21 protein-coding genes and 1 tRNA gene are annotated in these 17,247 nt (G+C 67.0%); 10 read left to right on the top strand and 12 right to left on the bottom strand.

The window, feature by feature from the left end; translation table 11 throughout:
• The first annotated feature begins 231 nt into the window (after window positions 1–231).
• The 3 genes from rpsA (at window position 232) to Q9Q95_RS09475 (ending at window position 2,564) form a co-directional block, all read left to right on the top strand.
• Window positions 232–1,944: a 30S ribosomal protein S1 gene (gene rpsA, locus Q9Q95_RS09485; protein WP_306096302.1), complete on the top strand. Its 1,713-nt coding sequence runs from the start codon at window positions 232–234 to the stop codon at window positions 1,942–1,944.
• 175 nt (window positions 1,945–2,119) lie between these two features.
• Window positions 2,120–2,398, top strand: coding sequence for an HU family DNA-binding protein (locus tag Q9Q95_RS09480; RefSeq protein WP_306096301.1), 279 nt, complete (start codon window positions 2,120–2,122; stop codon window positions 2,396–2,398).
• A 79-nt stretch (window positions 2,399–2,477) separates the two neighbouring features.
• Window positions 2,478–2,564 (top strand) — tRNA-Leu (locus Q9Q95_RS09475).
• Between the two features lie 5 nt (window positions 2,565–2,569).
• Here Q9Q95_RS09475 and Q9Q95_RS09470 read toward each other — a convergent pair.
• Window positions 2,570–2,803, bottom strand: a complete 234-nt coding sequence (locus Q9Q95_RS09470) for a hypothetical protein (RefSeq protein ID WP_306096300.1) — start codon at window positions 2,801–2,803, stop codon at window positions 2,570–2,572.
• Between the two features lie 177 nt (window positions 2,804–2,980).
• Between Q9Q95_RS09470 and Q9Q95_RS09465 the strand changes: the two genes are divergently transcribed.
• Together Q9Q95_RS09465 and Q9Q95_RS09460 are read left to right on the top strand one after the other, a co-directional pair.
• Complete coding sequence (locus tag Q9Q95_RS09465) at window positions 2,981–4,438, top strand: ABC transporter substrate-binding protein (RefSeq protein ID WP_306096298.1); 1,458 nt, start codon at window positions 2,981–2,983, stop codon at window positions 4,436–4,438.
• A gap of 22 nt (window positions 4,439–4,460) precedes the next feature.
• Complete coding sequence (locus tag Q9Q95_RS09460) at window positions 4,461–4,871, top strand: DUF4112 domain-containing protein (RefSeq protein WP_306096386.1); 411 nt, start codon at window positions 4,461–4,463, stop codon at window positions 4,869–4,871.
• Window positions 4,872–5,051: 180 nt separating this feature from the next.
• On the opposite strand, the gene nadC is transcribed toward Q9Q95_RS09460, so the two are convergent.
• Complete coding sequence (nadC, locus tag Q9Q95_RS09455) at window positions 5,052–5,897, bottom strand: carboxylating nicotinate-nucleotide diphosphorylase (RefSeq protein WP_306096296.1); 846 nt, start codon at window positions 5,895–5,897, stop codon at window positions 5,052–5,054.
• 163 nt (window positions 5,898–6,060) lie between these two features.
• Here nadC and Q9Q95_RS09450 point away from each other — a divergent pair, with 163 nt between their 5' ends.
• From Q9Q95_RS09450 to Q9Q95_RS09430, 5 genes are all read left to right on the top strand, one after another.
• Window positions 6,061–6,381, top strand: coding sequence for a hypothetical protein (locus tag Q9Q95_RS09450; protein ID WP_306096294.1), 321 nt, complete (start codon window positions 6,061–6,063; stop codon window positions 6,379–6,381).
• 132 nt (window positions 6,382–6,513) lie between these two features.
• Window positions 6,514–6,756: a type II toxin-antitoxin system Phd/YefM family antitoxin gene (locus Q9Q95_RS09445; RefSeq protein ID WP_306096293.1), complete on the top strand. Its 243-nt coding sequence runs from the start codon at window positions 6,514–6,516 to the stop codon at window positions 6,754–6,756.
• Entirely contained in the window at window positions 6,753–7,136 is a 384-nt protein-coding gene (locus tag Q9Q95_RS09440; RefSeq protein WP_306096291.1) for a type II toxin-antitoxin system VapC family toxin, read from the top strand. Before Q9Q95_RS09445 ends, Q9Q95_RS09440 begins: the two co-directional genes overlap by 4 nt.
• 50 nt (window positions 7,137–7,186) lie before the next feature.
• The gene (dinB, locus tag Q9Q95_RS09435; RefSeq protein WP_306096289.1) at window positions 7,187–8,284 is read left to right on the top strand and encodes a DNA polymerase IV; all 1,098 of its coding nucleotides are present in this window, start codon (window positions 7,187–7,189) and stop codon (window positions 8,282–8,284) included.
• Between the two features lie 149 nt (window positions 8,285–8,433).
• Window positions 8,434–8,832, top strand: a complete 399-nt coding sequence (locus Q9Q95_RS09430; RefSeq protein ID WP_306096287.1) for a Dabb family protein — start codon at window positions 8,434–8,436, stop codon at window positions 8,830–8,832.
• Between the two features lie 124 nt (window positions 8,833–8,956).
• On the opposite strand, the gene nadA is transcribed toward Q9Q95_RS09430, so the two are convergent.
• From nadA to leuD, 10 genes are all read right to left on the bottom strand, one after another.
• Entirely contained in the window at window positions 8,957–9,985 is a 1,029-nt protein-coding gene (gene nadA, locus Q9Q95_RS09425; RefSeq protein ID WP_306096285.1) for a quinolinate synthase NadA, read from the bottom strand.
• A gap of 54 nt (window positions 9,986–10,039) precedes the next feature.
• Window positions 10,040–10,738, bottom strand: a complete 699-nt coding sequence (locus Q9Q95_RS09420; protein WP_306096283.1) for a DUF4230 domain-containing protein — start codon at window positions 10,736–10,738, stop codon at window positions 10,040–10,042.
• Window positions 10,720–11,577 carry an MBL fold metallo-hydrolase gene (locus Q9Q95_RS09415; RefSeq protein ID WP_306096281.1) on the bottom strand — a complete coding sequence of 286 codons (858 nt, stop codon included), beginning with the start codon at window positions 11,575–11,577 and terminating at the stop codon, window positions 10,720–10,722. The genes Q9Q95_RS09420 and Q9Q95_RS09415 overlap by 19 nt, the downstream gene beginning before the upstream one ends.
• 265 nt (window positions 11,578–11,842) lie before the next feature.
• Window positions 11,843–13,348, bottom strand: a complete 1,506-nt coding sequence (locus Q9Q95_RS09410; RefSeq protein ID WP_306096280.1) for a M56 family metallopeptidase — start codon at window positions 13,346–13,348, stop codon at window positions 11,843–11,845.
• Window positions 13,345–13,713 (bottom strand): BlaI/MecI/CopY family transcriptional regulator, encoded by a 369-nt coding sequence (locus Q9Q95_RS09405; protein ID WP_306096278.1) that lies wholly within the window; start codon window positions 13,711–13,713, stop codon window positions 13,345–13,347. The genes Q9Q95_RS09410 and Q9Q95_RS09405 overlap by 4 nt, the downstream gene beginning before the upstream one ends.
• Before the next feature lie 558 nt (window positions 13,714–14,271).
• Window positions 14,272–14,604 carry a Grx4 family monothiol glutaredoxin gene (gene grxD / locus Q9Q95_RS09400; RefSeq protein WP_025494857.1) on the bottom strand — a complete coding sequence of 111 codons (333 nt, stop codon included), beginning with the start codon at window positions 14,602–14,604 and terminating at the stop codon, window positions 14,272–14,274.
• Between the two features lie 5 nt (window positions 14,605–14,609).
• Window positions 14,610–14,846, bottom strand: coding sequence for a BolA family protein (locus Q9Q95_RS09395; protein WP_306096275.1), 237 nt, complete (start codon window positions 14,844–14,846; stop codon window positions 14,610–14,612).
• Window positions 14,846–15,169, bottom strand: a complete 324-nt coding sequence (locus Q9Q95_RS09390) for a DUF1476 domain-containing protein (RefSeq protein ID WP_306096273.1) — start codon at window positions 15,167–15,169, stop codon at window positions 14,846–14,848. Before Q9Q95_RS09390 ends, Q9Q95_RS09395 begins: the two co-directional genes overlap by 1 nt.
• A 226-nt stretch (window positions 15,170–15,395) precedes the next feature.
• Window positions 15,396–16,391: an NADPH:quinone oxidoreductase family protein gene (locus Q9Q95_RS09385; protein WP_306096272.1), complete on the bottom strand. Its 996-nt coding sequence runs from the start codon at window positions 16,389–16,391 to the stop codon at window positions 15,396–15,398.
• On the bottom strand, window positions 16,354–16,983 hold the full coding sequence (gene leuD / locus Q9Q95_RS09380) for a 3-isopropylmalate dehydratase small subunit (RefSeq protein ID WP_306096271.1): 630 nt from the start codon (window positions 16,981–16,983) through the stop codon (window positions 16,354–16,356). The genes Q9Q95_RS09385 and leuD overlap by 38 nt, the downstream gene beginning before the upstream one ends.
• Window positions 16,984–17,247: the final 264 nt, after the last annotated feature.

Below are 17,247 nucleotides of genomic sequence, written 5' to 3'. Positions count from 1 at the left end.
GGCCCGGTTCGGCTATGGGGCCCGCGTCCTGCGAGCGTGGCTCGCGGAGGTAAGGCGTGGAGAATCGATTCTGCCGCGCCCTTTTCGCATTCGACCGCGTCTAGCTCCTCCGCCTGTTTCGTCCGCATGATGCCGCGACCGGCATTCGGCCGCCGCGGCAATTTCGGCCTTTCAAGACCGCCGGATCCAACCGGCCGGCCGGAAAAACGTTAAACGGGAACTGATCCTCTTATGGCCACTACGGCGAACCCCAGCCGCGACGATTTCGCGGCACTCCTCGAACAGACTCTCGGCGGCGCAGAAAGCTTTGAAGGCCGCGTCGTCATCGGCACCGTCACCGGCATCGAGAACGACCTTGCGGTCATCGACGTCGGCCTGAAGTCCGAAGGCCGCGTGCCGCTGCGCGAATTTGCCGCGCCGGGCCAGAAGGCGGACCTCAAGGTCGGCGACGAAGTGCAGGTCTATGTCGACCGCGTCGAGAACGCCAATGGCGAAGCGATGCTCAGCCGCGACCGCGCCCGCCGCGAAGCCGCCTGGGACAATCTCGAGACCGAATTCGCCAAGACCGCGCGCGTCGAGGGCGTCATCTTCGGCCGCGTCAAGGGCGGCTTCACCGTCGACCTTTCGGGCGCGGTGGCCTTCCTCCCCGGCTCGCAGGTCGACATCCGCCCGGTGCGCGACGTCACCCCGCTGATGGACATCCCCCAGCCCTTCCAGATTCTCAAGATGGACCGCAAGCGCGGCAACATCGTCGTGTCGCGTCGCGCAGTTCTCGAAGAGACTCGCGCCGAGCAGCGTTCGGGCCTGATCCAGAGCCTCGCCGAGGGTCAGGTGATCGACGGCGTCGTCAAGAACATCACCGATTACGGTGCGTTCGTGGATCTCGGCGGCATCGACGGCCTGCTCCACGTCACCGACCTCAGCTACAAGCGCGTCAATCATCCGAGCGAAGTGCTCAACATCGGTGACACGGTGAAGGTGCAGATCATCCGCATCAACCGCGACACGCAGCGCATCAGCCTCGGCATGAAGCAGCTCGAGAGCGATCCGTGGGATGGCGCCGCCGCCAAGTATCCGGTCGGCGAGAAGCTCAGCGGCCGCGTGACCAACATCACCGAATATGGCGCGTTCGTCGAGCTCGAGCCGGGCATCGAAGGCCTCGTCCATGTCTCGGAGATGAGCTGGACCAAGAAGAACGTCCATCCGGGCAAGATCGTCTCGACCTCGCAGGAAGTCGAAGTCGTGGTGCTCGAGGTCGATGCCGAGAAGCGTCGCATCTCGCTGGGCCTCAAGCAGGCGCAGAACAACCCGTGGGAGGCCTTCGCGGCCGCGCATCCGGTCGGCACCGAAGTCGAGGGCGAAGTCAAGAACGCCACCGAGTTCGGCCTGTTCATCGGCCTCGACAACGACGTCGACGGCATGGTCCACATGTCCGACATCGCCTGGGGCATCTCGGGCGAGGACGCGCTCAACCTGCATCGCAAGGGCGAGACCGTTAAGGCGATCGTGCTCGCGATCGAGCCCGACAAGGAGCGCATCAGCCTCGGCATGAAGCAGCTCGAGCGCGGCGGTCCGTCGGCAGCGGTTGCGGCCGGCGAGGGCGACAAGCTCAACAAGAACCAGATCGTGACCGTCACCGTTCTCGAAGTCCGCGACGCGGGCCTCGAGGTGCAGGTCGGCGAAGACGGCGCGACCGGCTTCATCAAGCGCACCGATCTCGGCCGCGACCGCGACGAGCAGCGTCCGGAGCGTTTCCAGGTCGCGCAGAAGTTCGACGCGATGGTCACCGGCTTCGATCGCTCGAAGAAGCCGACCTTCTCGGTCAAGGCGATGCAGATCGCCGAAGAGAAGCAGGCCGTTCAGCAGTACGGCTCGTCCGATTCGGGCGCGTCGCTGGGCGACATCCTCGGCGAGGCCCTCAAGGCCCGCAACGAGAAGAACTGATGCAGGTTAGGGGGAGCGGTTTCGGCCGCTTCCCCTCTCCCGCCTCAAATAAATCCCCTAAACTGTTAATCTTCGGGTTGATGCAAGTTGGGAATCGGCGCTAGAGCAGTCCCTGCGTCGGGGATTTTGCCGCGTCGGACGAACCGCGGTCCGCGTGTGCCAAGGGAGGGTGCGGATGATCCGTTCGGAACTCGTGCAAATGCTGGTCGACGACAATCCCGGCCTGTCGGCACGTGAGGTCGAGAAGATCGTCTCGGTCTTTTTCGACGACATTGTCGGCCGCCTGACCGAGGACGGCCGGGTCGAGCTGCGTGGCTTCGGCGCTTTCTCCACCCGCGCGCGCGACGGCCGCACCGGTCGCAACCCGCGCACCGGCGAGACGGTCGACGTCGCCGCAAAGCGCGTCCCCTATTTCAAGCCCGGCAAGGAAATGCGCGTCCGCCTCAACGTCTGAGCGACTTGCTTCCGCTGAACGCAGATGAGGCCGGAACCGCTTGACGGTTCCGGCCTCATCGCGTTTCAGGGTTCATCGTGCGGACGTGGCGAAACCGGTAGACGCCGGAGACTTAAAATCTTCTGCCCCTCGGGGCGTGCGGGTTCGAGTCCCGCCGTCCGCACCAACTTCCTAGGGACTGTCGGGATCGTCGTCGTCGGTGGCGATGATCACGCCGCCGGCGACGATCGCCGCAACGCCGATGATCGCGATGATCGGGGCTCCGGCGAGATCCGATTCCTTCTCGGTCGCAGTCGACGCGCGAAGCGACAGCTTCGACGCCGGGCCTTGCGCGGCCACCGCAGGCGTCGCCGCCAGCGAAAGTGCAGCCACCGCGGCCATGGCCTTTCCCAGATGATACGCCATTGAATACTCCTCGGCTTTGGGGTCGGGGAGAGAAACCCCTCGGGCAAGTCGCGGGTTCCGGCGGAAGGGTCGCGCCGCGGCAAAGGACGCCGACCCCGGGCGGAGAGCGGGGCAAGGGGTTGGCAGCGCGCGGCCTGGATCATACACCCGCCGCGTCTCCCGTCCGTGAAAGCGATGATGCAGCGATCGACTATCCTTGTTGCCTTGCTGGGCCTCGCGCTGGCGGCGGGAGGATGCAGCAGCGGCCAGCGCAAGGACGACGCCCCCGTGGTGGTGAGCGTCATCGGCGGCGAGACGAAGGCGGCCGATCCGAGCGCGGGCCCCTTGGACTCCGCCGAACGCGTGCTGATGGGGGCGACCGCGCAGGGACTGGTGCGGTTCGACGCCGCCGGCCAGATCGAGCCGGCGCTGGCCGAGCGCTGGATCGTGATCGACGACGGACGCAGCTACATCTTCCGCCTGCGCGAGGCCTATTGGCCCGACGGCGCCCCCGTCACCGCTGCGCAAGTGGTGCGCGTGCTCCGCCGCGCCGCGGCGCCGGGCAGCCGTAACGCGCTGGCGCCGTTCCTCGCGGTGATCGACGAGATCGTCGAGATGACCCCTACCGTGATCGAGGTGCGGCTGAAGCGGCCGCGGCCCGATCTGCTCAAATTGTTCGCCCAGCCCGAGCTGGCGGTGTTCCGCACCGGCACGCTCGACGGCAGCGGCCCGTTCCGCGCTCTGCCCGCGGCCCGGGGAATGCTGCTGCGCCCCATACCTGACCCGGGCAGCGACAAGGGCGCTCCCGAGCCCGAGGAAACCGTGCACCTGCTCGGCGAACGCGCGGCGCTCGCGCTGGCGCGGTTCAAGGCGCGCGAATCCGACCTGATCCTCGGCGGCAGCTTCACCGACTGGCCGATCGTGACGCAGGCCGAGATCGCGCCCGCCAATCTCCATATCGAGCAGCCGCTGGGGCTGTTCGGCCTCGTCGTGGTCGCCCGCGAGGGCTTCCTTGCCGAGCCCGGCAACCGCGCCGCCATCGCAATGGCGATCGACCGTGCCGCACTGACCGAGGCGGTACGCCCCGGCTGGACGCCGGCGGAGACCTTGCTGCCGGGCCAACTCGACTCCGCCGCTCCGCCGACCCGCCCCGAATGGACGCCCCTCGCCCCCGACGCGCGGCGGCAGACGGCGCGCGATCGGGTGGCGGCGTGGCGGCGGACGCATCCCGATCCGCTGACGCTGCGCATCGCGCTTCCCGCCGGCCCCGGCGCGACTCTGGTCTGGGCGCATCTTGCCGAGGCGATGCTGGGGATCGGCATCACGCCGCAGCGCGTCGGTCCGGAGGCCGCCGCCGACCTGCGGCTGATCGACACGATCGCGCCGTATGACAGCGGCCGCTGGTTCGTGCAGACCGCCTGCCTGGTCTGTTCGGACGAAGCCAGAGCGCTGATCGCCGCGGGACGCGAGGCGATCGATCTGCCGTCGCGCGCGCAGCGGATCGCCGAGGCCGATGCGGCGCTGACCGCCGAGGCCGCCTATATTCCGATCGCTCAGCCGCTGCGCTGGTCGCTGGTCGCGCTGCGACTGGGGGCGTGGCAGGGGAACGCGCGCGGCTGGCACCCGTTGAACCACTTGCGAAACGAGAAGGAGTGAAGTGGTGGCACGGCCGGAACGCATGGCGACGGGATGGACCGCGGCGGCGAAGGATCTGCCGCTGGGCAAGGACCCTGCTCATATCCGCCGCCGCATCGAGGCGATGGAGCATCTGCTCGAGCGCAGCTTCACCATTCCGGGCACGCGCTTCCCGGTGGGGCTCGACGTCGTGCTCGATCTGGTGCCGGGAATCGGCACCACCGTCGCCGCGGCGATGGGTGCCTATATGGCGTGGGAGGCGCGCAATCTCGGCATGTCGAAGACCCAGATTGCGCGGATGGCGGGCAATGTCGGATTCGACTGGGCGCTGGGGATGATCCCATGGGTCGGCGCGATCCCCGATCTGTTCTTCCGCTCGAACTCGCGCAACCTGAAGATCATCCGCAAGCATCTCGACAAGCATCACCCGGCGAGCGTGACGATCGAACAATAGGATTCGGCCAGGAAAGATTCACGGTTTGCCCGGCAATCGCGCAATTCCGTTACGCCCGCGTGAAATTATCTTGCGAAGTTGCGAACGTGATCGACGCGTTCAAAGAGCGATGGCCCGGCCCGAAAAACGCGCCGCGCCTCCCGCAGCAGATCAGCGCAAATCCTATTTTGCAAGACCCGCTCAGGCCGCAGTGAAATCGAGCCCGATATCGGCAGCCGGCGCGGACTGGGTGAGACGGCCGACGCTGACATAGCTGACGCCGCTTTCGGCGATCGCGCGGATCGTGTCGAGGCGGACCCCGCCCGAAGCCTCGGTCGGCACCCTGCCGGCGACCACAGCGACGGCGTCGCGGAGCGTGTCCGGACCCATATTATCGAGCAGCAAATGCGTCGCGCCGGCGGCGAGCGCGGGATCGATCTGATCGATCCGGTCGACCTCGACGATGATGCGATCGATGCCCGCCGCGACCGCGCGGCGCACCGCCTCGCCGATCGAGCCGGCGACGCCGACATGATTGTCCTTGATCATCGCCGCGTCCCACAGCCCCATGCGATGGTTTTGCGCGCCGCCCATCCGGGTGGCGTATTTCTCGAGCACGCGCAGGCCGGGAATGGTCTTGCGCGTGTCGAGCAGGATTGCGCCGGTGCCTTGGATGGCATCGACATAGGCACGGGTCATCGTCGCGATGCCCGAGAGGTGCTGGACGGTGTTGAGCGCCGAGCGCTCGGCGGTGAGCATCGCCCGGGCGCTGCCTCGCAGCCGGAGCAGATCGGTGCCCGCGGTGACGCCCTGCCCCTCCTCGACCAGCCGCTCGATCGCGACATCGGGATCGAGCGCGCGGAAGAACGCTTCGGCGATGGGCAGGCCGGCGACGGTGATCGCGTCGCGGCTGTCCATCACGCCTTCGAACACCGCATCGGCGGGGATCACCGCGGTGGAAGTGATGTCGCCGGCGTCGCCGAGATCCTCGGCGAGGGTGGCGCGGACAAAGGCGGAGAGGTCGAAGCGGTCGAGAGCGAAGGACATTGGAGCGCTCTACAGCTGGCATCGGCACGGTGGAAGCAGGATGCAGCGCGCAAGACGGCGGTGCACCCGGCTCTTTCGTCGGCCGGCAACATTGGACTGGCAGTTCGTCGCGAGCGGGGCATAGTCTCGCTGCCCGGTTCGGGCGCAACGTCATGGGGGTAAGATGCGCAAGCTGTTCGCTGCTGCCGTTGCTGCGGTATTTGGCCTGATTCCGGCAACCGCCGAGGCGGGATTCACCACCGCCTCCACGGTCGTGGGCGTGGATGTCGGCGATTCGGGCGTGCTGTACATCCGTTTCGCCGATTCGACATTCTGCGGGAGCCCGCTGGTGTACGTGCCGCGGACCGCCGTTTATTATTCCGACGCGCTTGCGATCGCCCTGTCCGCGCTTTCCACCGGGAAGAAGCTGGCAGTCTGGATCCCGGCATGCGAGGGCACGGGCGCGCAGCTGGCCGTCCGCTTCGTGCATGGGCAAGTGTGGTAGGATCGGACCGGCGTGCCAGGCGCGCCGGCTTGCCCGTCCCCTATGTCGCGACCTCGCCCCAGCCGGTCCGCAAGGGTGATGTACATCGCGCGGAAAGTGGACTTAGTCATGAAACTTAGCTAAGCTTCCGGGATGACGATCGTCAATGTGCACGATGCCAAGACGCATCTCTCCAGGCTGCTCGCGCGCGTAGCGGCCGGCGAGGAAGTGGTGATCGGCAAGAGCGGCAAGCCTGTCGCCAAGCTGGTGCCGATCGACCCCGAACGACCGAGCCAGCGTCAGCCGGGGATGTTCAAAGGCCGGATCCGCTTTGACGACGCGTCTTTCTTCGAACCTTTGCCCGGGGACGAATTAAAGCTTTGGGAAGGCCGTTGAGGCTGTTGCTCGACACGCATGCGCTGATCTGGTGGTGGGCGGACAGCAAAGCGATCCAGGGTACCGACGCCGCCCAGGCGATCGCCGGAGGCGGCGATATCTTCGTCAGCGCTGCCACGGCATGGGAGATCGCCACCAAGCATCGACTCGGCAAGCTCGATCCCGGGCCAGCGCTGGATCGCTTCGAAGAGTCACTCGTGCGCAGCGGCTTCGTTCCGCTGCAGATCGAGATAGCACATGCACTGCGAGCAGGCGGCTATGCGATTCCCAATGCCGATCCCTTCGACCGGATGCTCGCCGCACAAGCCGAATTGGAAGACCTGACGCTCGTTTCGCGCGATCCGGCATTCGCCGCGTTTCCCTGCCGGATACTGTGGTGAAGCAGCAGGTTTTTGTTCCCTGATTGTTCGATGCGGACTAAACCGCATTCGTGAGCGCACCGCCCGTCCGAAAGATCATCCATATCGACATGGACGCCTTTTTCGCGTCGGTGGAGCAGCGCGACGCGCCCGAATTGCGCGGGCGGCCGGTGGCGGTGGGCTATGCCGCGGCGCGCGGGGTGGTGGCGGCGGCGAGCTATGAGGCGCGGACCTTCGGAGTGCGATCGGCGCTGCCTTCGGTGACCGCGCTCCGGCGCTGCCCCGAATTGGTCTTCGTCAAGCCGCGGTTCGAGGTGTACAAGGCAGTGTCGAAGCAGATCCACGCGATCTTCGCCGACTATACCGAGCTGATCCAGCCGCTGTCGCTCGACGAGGCCTATCTCGACGTCACTGCCAACCGCCGGGGAATCGAAACTGCGTGGGCGACCGCCAAGGCGATCCGCGCGCGGATCCTCGACGAGACCGGGCTGACCGCCTCGGCGGGGATTTCGTACAACAAGTTTCTCGCCAAGCTCGCCTCGGACCAGCGCAAGCCCAATGGCCAGTTCGCGGTGACGCCCGAAATGGGTCCGGCATGGGTGGAGGCACTGCCGGTGGCGCGCTTCCATGGCATCGGGCCGGTGACCGCGGCCAAGATGAAGCGGCTGGGGATCGAGACCGGCGCCGATCTGCGCGACAAATCGATCGATTTCCTGCGCGCGCATTTCGGCAGCGCGGCCGAATGGTATCATGCGATCGCGCGCGGACGGGACGATCGCCCGGTGAATCCGTCGCGCGAGCGCAAATCCTCGGGTTCGGAGACGACGTTCGACCGCGACCTCACCGAGCCGGGCGAGATCGAGGCCGGCGTGCTGCGCATGGCAGACGAGGTGTGGAGCTGGTGCGACAAGGCGCAGGCTTTCGGGCGGACGGTGACGGTGAAGGTCAAGTTCGCCGATTTCAAGCTGATTACCCGGAGCCGGAGCTTTGCCGGCGTGGTGCGGACGCAGGAGGCGCTGCGGGGAGCGAGCCGCGAGCTGATCGGGCTGGTGCTGCCGCCCGAGAAGGGAATCCGGCTGGTGGGGGTGACGGTGTCGAATTTCGAGGCGGAGGCAGGCGGGGGCGAGGCGCTGCCGTTGTTCGGGACGGGGGGAAGCAGCCGAGGCTGACAGCTTGCAGGAGCCTCGGGGGCGAAAGCGCGTCGACAAGGATCGGACGCCTACGACCATCGGCGCCTTGACCGCGGATCGCCGCGTGGAGACAGTGCCGCCGAAGCAACGCCGCCCGCCGCAGGGCCTCGAAAGGATGAGATGACAGGATGCCGGTCAATCGCAGGGACGTGGTCAAGGGTGTCGCATTGGGCGCGGCCGCGATGAGTGCGGGTTCCGCCTCCGCCGCGCCGGCCGCGGGCAAGGTCGTCCATCATGTGTTCTTCTGGCTGAAGAATCCGGGCTCGACGGCCGATCGCGACGCGTTGATCGCGGGGGTACGCGGGCTCGGCAAGGTCGAGGTGGTGCGCAGCCTCGAAGTGGGCGTGCCGGCTTCGACCGAGCAGCGCGACGTGGTCGATTCGAGCTTCCACGTCTCCGAGATGCTGGTGTTCGACAATGTCGCCGACCAGAAGACCTATCAGGACCACCCGGTGCACAAGGACTTCATCGCGAAGTGCGGGCATTTGTGGGGCAAGGTGGTCGTGTACGACATGGTGACGGTCTGAACCTACGGGTCACCCCGGCCTTGGGCCGGGGTCCACCGGGAGGCAGGCGGTGCGCTAACGCCTCTTGCTTTTCCGACGCGGCACCGTGGATCCCGGCACAGGGCCGGGATGACGGGCCTGGCCGTCAGTCGCCCTTGCGCGGATCGCCGCCGACTGCGGGGACCGGGCCGAGATCGCCCTGCCCGACGCTCGCGCTCGCCATTTCCAGCATCCGGTCGAGGCTCTGCTTTGCCTTGAGCCGCATGCCTTCCTCGATCTCGATGCGTGGCTCGAGGTCGCGCAGCGCGAGATAGAGCTTCTCCATGTTGTTGAGCGCCATGTACGGGCAGATGTTGCAGTTGCAGTTCCCGTCGGCGCCGGGGGCACCGATGAAATTCTTCTCGGGCAGCGCCTTTTCCATCTGGTGGATGATGTGCGGCTCGGTGGCGACGATCAACGTGTCGCCAGGGAAGCTCTTGGCGAAATCGAGGATGCCGCGGGTCGAGCCGACATAATCGGCATGGTCGAGGATATGCGGCGGGCATTCGGGATGCGCGGCGATCGGCGCGTCGGGATATTGCGCCTCGAGCTTGAGCAATTCGGTTTCCGAGAACGCCTCGTGGACGATGCACACGCCCGGCCAGAGCAGCATCTCGCGGCCGAGAGTACGGGTGAGATAGCCGCCGAGATTGCGATCGGGGCCGAAGATGATCTTCTGGCTCGCCGGGATCTGGCTGAGGATCTTCTCGGCCGACGAGCTGGTGACGATGATGTCGCTCAGCGCCTTAACCTCGACCGAGCAGTTTATGTAGGTCAAGGCGATGTGATCGGGGTGCTGGGCGCGGAAGGCGGCGAACTGCTCGGGCGGACAGCTGTCTTCGAGGCTGCACCCGGCGTTCATGTCGGGGAGCACGACGATCTTGTCGGGCGAGAGGATCTTGGCGGTCTCGGCCATGAAGCGCACGCCGCAAAAGGCGATGACGTCGGCATCGGTCTCGGCGGCCTTGCGCGAGAGATCGAGGCTGTCGCCGACGAAATCGGCAATGTCCTGCAATTCGGGCTTTTGATAATAATGCGCGAGGATGACGGCGTTGCGCTCCTTGCGCAGCCGATCGATCTCGGCGCGAAGGTCGAGGCCAGCGAGGCTTCCGCCCATTCCGTTTCGTGCGTCCATGCGGGGCAGATGGCCCGTGGAGGGGTCGGGATCAAGGCTTATCGACCGCCATCCTTACCAGCGATTGGCAAGCACATCCTCGGGGCGGCGCGAGCGGTCCCAATCCTCGCTCGGCCGTTCGTCGGGAAAGAATACCGCGACCTTGGCATCGAGCCCGGCAGCCTTGAGCGGCATCGCGAAGCTGCGCTCGATCGCGCGGCGGGTGGCTTCCTTCGCCAGCTTGACCGGGGTCGGGCTGCGCGCCTGATTGAGCAATTCCTGCCGGCCGGCCTTGCGATTGGCGGCATCGAGCTGGGTCTCCACATCGGTGAAGCGCATCAGCAGCCCGCCCTGCGAATATTCGCGGATGCCGTCGAGATCGACATCGGGCCCGATCACCTCGAGCGGCGGCAGCAGGATGGTCAGCCGGTTGTTCGCCGCGTCCCAGGACAGGCTCTTCTGCTGGAGCCTGGCCAGATCGACTTCGTAGCGGACCATGCCGGGCATGATCAGCGTCTTCTCGGCGGTCATGCCGAGGCGGTTCTGCTTCGAGGTGACCACCGCGACGTAGCGCGCGGCGAAGGTGGACAGGCGGTTCTGCTCGCGCAGCCCCTGCAGGCTGGCTTGCGCGACCGTCACCGGATCGGGGCCGCGGAACTGGCTCTTGACGGTGTCGCCGAGAAACCAGAAGCCCGCGCCGATCGCGAGAAGCAAAGCGACCAGCAGGGCAAGGAATTTGAGGCAGCCCCAGCGCATCATGCCGCGAGCTTCCACGATTCGCCCTCCCCCTGGACGAGGCCGCGGCCGCGCAGATCGAGGAGATGGGCCAGCACCGAGCGACCGGCGGCGCCGGTGAGCCGCGGATCGAGCCCGACATACATGCGCGCGACCATCTCGGGGATCAGGCCGATCCCCTCGCGGAGCAGGCGGAGGATCTGGCCTTCGCGCTGCTTGCGATGCCCCATCAGCCCGCGGACGAAGCGTTGCGGGCGCTCGATCGCATCGCCGTGGGCGGGGTAATAGATGCGGTCCTCGCGGGACATCAGCTTGTCGAGGCTCGCCATGTACGCCGCCATGTCGCCGTCGGGCGGCGCGACCACGGTGGTCGACCAGCCCATGACATGGTCGCCGGTGAACAGCGCCCCTGCCTCGGGCAGCGCGAAAGCGAGATGGTTCGAGGTGTGACCGGGGGTGGCGACCGCGACGAGGGTCCAGTCGGGGCCGGCGATGCGCTCGCCATCGGCGAGGATGCGATCGGGCGCGTAATCGGTGTCGAAGGCGGCGTCGGCGCGCGGGCCGGCATCCTCGAGGGTGAGCGGCGCGCAGCCGATGATCGGGGCGCCGGTGGCGGCCTTGAGCGGGCCGGCGGCGGGGCTGTGGTCGCGGTGGGTGTGGGTGCAGAGGATCGCGGTCACCGGGCGCGCGGCGATCGCGGCGCGCAAGGCGTCCAGATGCGCGGGATCGTCGGGGCCGGGATCGATCACTGCGAGTTCGGCGGTGCCGACCAGATAGGTCTGGGTGCCGGTAAAAGTGAAGGGCGACGGGTTGGGCGCGAGGACGCGCGCGACCAGCGGCTCGACCGCGAGCGCGATGCCAGTGGGAGCCTCGATCATCGGGGGGATGTGGCGGGTGGCGGGGGTTTAGACAAGGCCACCATCGTCACCCCGGCCTTGCGCCGGGGTCCACCGCGTCGACAGCGATGGACAGGAAGTTTGAAGCACTCGCCTGGGCGCCTGGTGGATCCCGGCCTTCGCCGGGATGACGATAGCGAGTTGGGATAAAAGGCAGAAAAGCAAAACGGAGCCGGCTGCGAAGGAGTTCAGCCGGCCCCGTTCGTGAAGGGTGTCCGCGGGGCATGCGGACGCCCCTCCCCTCTCGTCAGTCCGCGTCGCGCTCTTTTTCGAGCTCGGCCATCGCCTCGTCGATCCCCTTGAGCGCCCGGGCACGCTCCTCGGCGCCCATGGCGGTCTCGTTCTCGATCGAACGGCGCGCCATGCGCAGGCCCATCCGGGCGCTGTCCATGCCCAGCGCCTTGTGGCGCATCGCCATGCGGGTGGCGTTTTCGCTCATCGCCTCGATCCGGTCGGTGCAGATGATCATGACGTTCTTGTCGCCGTTCTTGCGGTGCTCGACGCTCGGTTCGCCCTTGCCGCATTTGCCGTCGCGGATCTCGGGGACCGAGATGCGGATCGCTTCCATGTCGGGCATCGCGATCTCGTCCTTGCTGCCGTCGGAGCGGACGATGACCATCTTGCGGATCTTCTTGCCGTCCTTCTTGTCGTCGTCCTGCACGTTGAAGCGGACGACGTGGCGCTCGTGGCGCGGCGCTGCGATCGCCTCGGGCGGCTCGGGCGCTTCGGGGGCCTCGACCGCTTCGGGTGCCTCGGGCGGCGCCGGCGGCGCGGGCATGTCCTGGCCGAGATCCATGCCGGTGACGGTCTCGACCTTGCTCTTGAGCGTCTCGGCGGCCTGCGTTCCCGAGGCAGTGAGCCCGAGAGCGGCGACCGAGAGCGCGCCGACCCCGATCAATCCCGCAGCGGCGCGGGTGGGGGAAAATTGCCGGGTCTTCGAAAGCATGCGTAACCTCCCTTTGACTTCGTTGATGGTGTGCAAGTGACAGGCCGCCGAGACCGCACCCCCATGCGCGGACTTGACGATCGCACGGCCATAAGCATGGCGCAGTGCCTGGGCGCGGCCGGCGAGCACGAGGGCGTCGCAGGCCATCTCCTGATCGGCGCGGAAGGCGCGGAAGGCCTTCCACGCGATCGGATTGAACCAATGGAGCGCGAGGACGATCAGCGCGACCCAGTTCGCGATCAGATCGCCGCGGACATGATGGCCAAGCTCGTGCGCGAGCGCGAGGTCGCGCTCGAGCTCGTCGTAACGCTCGGAGAAATCGCGCGGAAACGCGACATATTTGCGGAACACCCCGAAGGCCAGAGGCCCATGCGCGGCGTCGGTCTCGATCACGCGGACGCGCCCTTGCGCGATCGTCCGGTCGACGCGGGCTGCGCGGAGCAGATTGGCGGTGTAGCGGCGGTGCGAGATCAGGTGCCAGACGAGGAATGCCGCGGCGCCGAGCGCCCAGACGAGCAGCACCGCCATCCACAGCCCGAAGCTGCCTTCGGCCCCCGCCGAGGGTGCGGCGCCGAGCGGCTCGACGAAATAGACTGCGACGATGTCGCTTGCCGCGGCGACCGGCGCCACCGCCTGCTCGCGCCAGCTCTGCGGAAGCGGCGGCAGCACCAGCCGCGCCACTGGCAGCAGCCACAAGGCATAGGCCATGTGCGGGCCGAAGCTCTTGCGCACGGGCGCGCGGACCGCGAGGACCAACAGCATCAGCAGGCTGGTGGCGACGAAGGTTTCGAGTGCCCAGCCGATCATGACTTCAGCTCCTTCAGCAGCGCCTCGATCTCGGCGATGTCCTGATCGGTGATCGCGTCGCGCTCGGCGAGATGGGCGACCAGGGGCGTGAGCTTGCCGCCGAACAGCCGATCCATGAAGCGGCGCGATTCGCCGACGACATAGTCCGCGCGCTCGACCAGCGGGCGATAGCGATAGCGGCGACCGTCTTCCTCGTGCGCGATGATGCTCTTGGCGAGCAGCCGGCCGAGCAGGGTCTTGACGGTGTTGGCGCTCCAGTCGCGCTCGGCGGGAACCCGCTCGGCGACTTCCTGCGCCGTGAGCGGCGACTCCTCCCAGAGCACCTCCATCACCGCCTGTTCGGCTTCGCTGATCCGCTCGGTCATGAGTCCCTCTCTGACTACTTGTGTAATCGTCACGATTACGTCTGTAGTCAAGTGGCTGAATGGCGGGTGAATGGATTATGTCCGCTGCGAGACCGGTGCACGGCCCGACGCGCGGCCTGTCGGGCAAATTTACAGGTCCGTCGGGACGATGGGACTCGTTAACCACTGAAAGGGCTGCGAAAGCGCGGTTCGCGCAAACTGGCACGGCGAGTGCAAAGTATCGGGCACCCCGAGCGTTTCGACGCTTCATTCCAGGGTGGGTCGACCGCTTACTTACCGGTCTCGCGTCGACCCACCCGACCCGGGTTTTCCAAATCGATGTCCGAGTCGGACGCGCCGCTCTCTGCTGGCGGGGGCCGGAGCGTTGGCCTGTGTGCGCCGCTGCCGCCAGTGCTCAGGCCTTCGCCGGAGCACGGGGACGGCCAGATACACGTCACCCCGGCCTTGCGCCGGGGTCCACCGGAAGGCCAAACGAGCAGCAAGAGCCTCTTGCTTCTCCATCGCGGCACAGTGGACCCCGGCCCAAGGCCGGGGTGACGACGTCTAATTCCGGTGAACTCAGGCCTGTGCGGCGACGCCCTTGTCGGCGAGCAATTGCGCGAGCTCGCCGCTCTCGTACATCTCCATCATGATGTCCGATCCGCCGACGAATTCGCCCTTCACATAAAGCTGCGGGATCGTCGGCCAATCGGAGAACGCCTTGATGCCCTGGCGGACGCCCTGGTCCTGGAGCACGTCGACGCTCTCGAACTCGACGCCGAGATGGTTGAGGATCGCGATCGCGCGGCTCGAGAAGCCGCATTGCGGGAAGAGCGGGCTGCCCTTCATGAAGAGGAGCACGGGATTGGCATCGACCAGCCCCTGAATGCGCGCCTGAACGTCGTCGGTCACTATCGTCACTCCTCTGGCGCTTCGGTGGTCAACTGGAGCGCGTGGAGCACGCCGCCCATGCGCCCGCCGAGCGCTGCATAAACCGCCTGGTGCTGACGCACGCGCGGCATCCCCTTGAACATGGGGGCGATGACCCGCGCTGCATAGTGGTCACCGTCGCCGGCAAGGTCGGTGATCTCGACCCGGGCATCGGGGATGCCCGCGCGGATCAATTCCTCGATCTCGGCTGCGGCCATCGCCATCAGGCTTCGCCCATCAGCTGGCGGCGCGCCTCGACGGTCTGCTCCTCGATCGCAGTGCGGATCGTCGCGTCGTCGATCTCGACCCCTGCGGCGAGCAGGTCGCCGAGCAGCTTGCGGACCACATCCTCGTCGCCGGCTTCTTCGAAATCGGCCTGGACCACTGCCTTGGCATAGGCATCGGTCTCTTCGGGGGTGAGCTTCATCCTGGCTGCAGCCCATTGCCCGAGCAAACGGTTGCGCCGCGCGCTGATCCGGAAGGCGATATCCTCGTCGCGGGCGAATTTCGCCTCGAATGCGCGCTCGCGATCGTCGAAAGTGGTCATGTGCTCGCCCTTTGATACGGTTTCCGCCGAGATAGGAGGAAGGCGCAAGGCAGGCAAGCTCCTCCCCGAGCTTGTCTCGGGGCGGGGGACCGCGCCCGCAGGGCGCGGTGGAGGGGCGTCGCACAGCGGCGTGCCTGCCGTGGAGAGGGCGTCCCCGCGCCTGCGGCGCGGTCCCTCCACCATGCTTCGCATGGTCCCCCTCCCCGAGCGGAGCTCGGGGAGGAATTTAGAACGTCACCACCAGTTTCCCGATCGCCTGCCGCGCGGCCATCCTGGCGATCGCCTTGCCGCCATCCTCGAGCGCGAAGGTCTCGGTCACGCGGGGCGCGATCCTGCCCTCGCCCCACAGCTTGAACAGATGTTCGACATGTGCCTGGTTCGCCTTCGGGTCGCGTGCGGCGAAGGCGCCCCAGAACACGCCGCAGACGTCGCAGCTCTTGAGCAGGGTCAGATTGAGCGCCAGCTTCGGGATGCCGGCGGGAAAGCCGACCACCAGATAGCGTCCTTCCCAGCCGATCGCGCGCAGCGCCGGCTCGGCATAATCGCCGCCGACCGGATCATAGATCACATCGGCGCCCTTGGGCCCGACCGCGGCCTTGAACGCCTCGCTCAGCGCCTTGGATTGCTCCTTGTCGAACGGCGCGCGGGGATAGACCAAAGTCTCGTCGGCACCGGCCGTGCGGGCGGCCTCGGCCTTTTCCTCGGACGACACCGCGGCGACGACGCGCGCGCCGAACGCCTTGCCGAGCTCGATCGCCGCGAGCCCTACCCCGCCGGCCGCGCCGAGGATCAGCAAGGTCTCGCCGGCCTGCAGATGCCCGCGGTCACGCAACGCGTGGATCGTCGTCGCATAGGTCAGCAGCAGTGCCGCGCCTTCGGCGAAGCTGCGGCCCTCGGGCAACGGATAGAGCCGGGCGGCGTCGACCGCGACCTTCCCGGCCAGCCCGCCATGCCCGATCACGCCGAGCACATGATCGCCGACCGCGAATTGGGTGACGCCCTCGCCCAGCGCCTCGACCGTGCCGGCGATCTCGCCGCCCGGCGCGAACGGGCGCGGCGGCTTGAACTGATATCTGTCCTCGATGATCAGCACGTCGGGATAGTTGATCGCGCAGGCCCGGACCGAGACCAGAACCTGGCCCTTGCCCGGCACGGGATCGGGCAGCTCGGCGATGCTTAGAGTTTCAGGTCCGCCCGGCGCCTGCGACAATAGTGCCTTCATTGCCCGCTCCCACTGCGATCCAGGGACGCGAAGTGGCGGCACCGGATTCGTATTTCGAAATCTCGGTATCTTTTGCCAGTGTCATGCCGATCTCGTCCAGCCCTTCCAGCAGGCATTGCCGGCGGAACGGATCGAGATGGAAGGGAAAGCGGTCCTGGAACGGCGTGGTGACGGTCATCGTCTCGAGGTCGACGGTGACTTCATCGTCGCGGGCGACCTCGACCAGCCGGTCGATCGCCTCCTGCGGCAGGACGACGGGGACGATGCCGTTCTTGAAGGCATTGCCCGAGAAGATGTCCGAGAAGCTCGGCGCGATCACCGCCTTGATGCCCAGATCGGCGAGCGCCCAGGCGGCGTGCTCGCGGCTCGACCCGCAGCCGAAATTGTCCCCGGCGATGAGGATCGGGCTGCCGGCATAACGCGGATCGTCGAAGATATTGCCGGGCTGCGCGCGGACGGTCTCGAACGCGCCCTGCCCCAGCCCCTCGCGCGTGGTGGTCTTGAGCCAGTGCGCGGGGATGATGATGTCGGTGTCGATATTCTTGGCGCCCCACGGATAGGCGCGCCCCTCGACCTGGCGGACGGGTTCCATCAGCGGGCACTCCGAGAAGCAATGACCTCAAAATCCCTCTCCCCTTGATAGGGGAGAGGATAGCGAAATTGGCTAGTGTAGCTTGGTGAGGGATAGAGCGGCGCGCAGCGCCGCGCGGCCGTCTTGCGGCCGCACCCCCTCACCCAGCTCCGACCAAGGCTCTGCGAGCCCAAGTCTGCGCAACCCTCTCCCCCTTGCAGGGGGCGAGGGGCGGAAAGGGTCAGTTCGGGTCGGGCGCCTGCACCGACGACGGCTTGCTGTGTG

This window comes from Sphingomonas sp. DG1-23 (genome assembly GCF_030730875.1).
Taxonomy (GTDB): domain Bacteria; phylum Pseudomonadota; class Alphaproteobacteria; order Sphingomonadales; family Sphingomonadaceae; genus Sphingomonas.
Note: the sequence above shows the minus strand (reverse complement) of the source record. Positions and strands in the feature narration are given on the sequence as shown.

What these genes read in the sequence shown, in the direction of transcription:
- Q9Q95_RS09430 (WP_306096287.1), top strand. Translation starts at nt 8,434, where the DNA reads ATGCCGGTCAATCGCAGGGACGTGGTCAAGGGTGTCGCATTGGGCGCG.
- Q9Q95_RS09390 (WP_306096273.1), bottom strand. Translation starts at nt 15,169, where the DNA reads ATGACCACTTTCGACGATCGCGAGCGCGCATTCGAGGCGAAATTCGCC.
- Q9Q95_RS09460 (WP_306096386.1), top strand. Translation starts at nt 4,461, where the DNA reads ATGGCGACGGGATGGACCGCGGCGGCGAAGGATCTGCCGCTGGGCAAG.
- Q9Q95_RS09445 (WP_306096293.1), top strand. Translation starts at nt 6,514, where the DNA reads ATGACGATCGTCAATGTGCACGATGCCAAGACGCATCTCTCCAGGCTG.
- Q9Q95_RS09405 (WP_306096278.1), bottom strand. Translation starts at nt 13,713, where the DNA reads ATGACCGAGCGGATCAGCGAAGCCGAACAGGCGGTGATGGAGGTGCTC.
- Q9Q95_RS09385 (WP_306096272.1), bottom strand. Translation starts at nt 16,391, where the DNA reads ATGAAGGCACTATTGTCGCAGGCGCCGGGCGGACCTGAAACTCTAAGC.
- Q9Q95_RS09415 (WP_306096281.1), bottom strand. Translation starts at nt 11,577, where the DNA reads ATGATCGAGGCTCCCACTGGCATCGCGCTCGCGGTCGAGCCGCTGGTC.
- nadA (WP_306096285.1), bottom strand. Translation starts at nt 9,985, where the DNA reads ATGGACGCACGAAACGGAATGGGCGGAAGCCTCGCTGGCCTCGACCTT.
- Q9Q95_RS09450 (WP_306096294.1), top strand. Translation starts at nt 6,061, where the DNA reads ATGCGCAAGCTGTTCGCTGCTGCCGTTGCTGCGGTATTTGGCCTGATT.
- Q9Q95_RS09395 (WP_306096275.1), bottom strand. Translation starts at nt 14,846, where the DNA reads ATGGCGATGGCCGCAGCCGAGATCGAGGAATTGATCCGCGCGGGCATC.
- Q9Q95_RS09480 (WP_306096301.1), top strand. Translation starts at nt 2,120, where the DNA reads ATGATCCGTTCGGAACTCGTGCAAATGCTGGTCGACGACAATCCCGGC.
- nadC (WP_306096296.1), bottom strand. Translation starts at nt 5,897, where the DNA reads ATGTCCTTCGCTCTCGACCGCTTCGACCTCTCCGCCTTTGTCCGCGCC.
- Q9Q95_RS09465 (WP_306096298.1), top strand. Translation starts at nt 2,981, where the DNA reads ATGCAGCGATCGACTATCCTTGTTGCCTTGCTGGGCCTCGCGCTGGCG.
- Q9Q95_RS09410 (WP_306096280.1), bottom strand. Translation starts at nt 13,348, where the DNA reads ATGATCGGCTGGGCACTCGAAACCTTCGTCGCCACCAGCCTGCTGATG.
- rpsA (WP_306096302.1), top strand. Translation starts at nt 232, where the DNA reads ATGGCCACTACGGCGAACCCCAGCCGCGACGATTTCGCGGCACTCCTC.
- Q9Q95_RS09470 (WP_306096300.1), bottom strand. Translation starts at nt 2,803, where the DNA reads ATGGCGTATCATCTGGGAAAGGCCATGGCCGCGGTGGCTGCACTTTCG.
- leuD (WP_306096271.1), bottom strand. Translation starts at nt 16,983, where the DNA reads ATGGAACCCGTCCGCCAGGTCGAGGGGCGCGCCTATCCGTGGGGCGCC.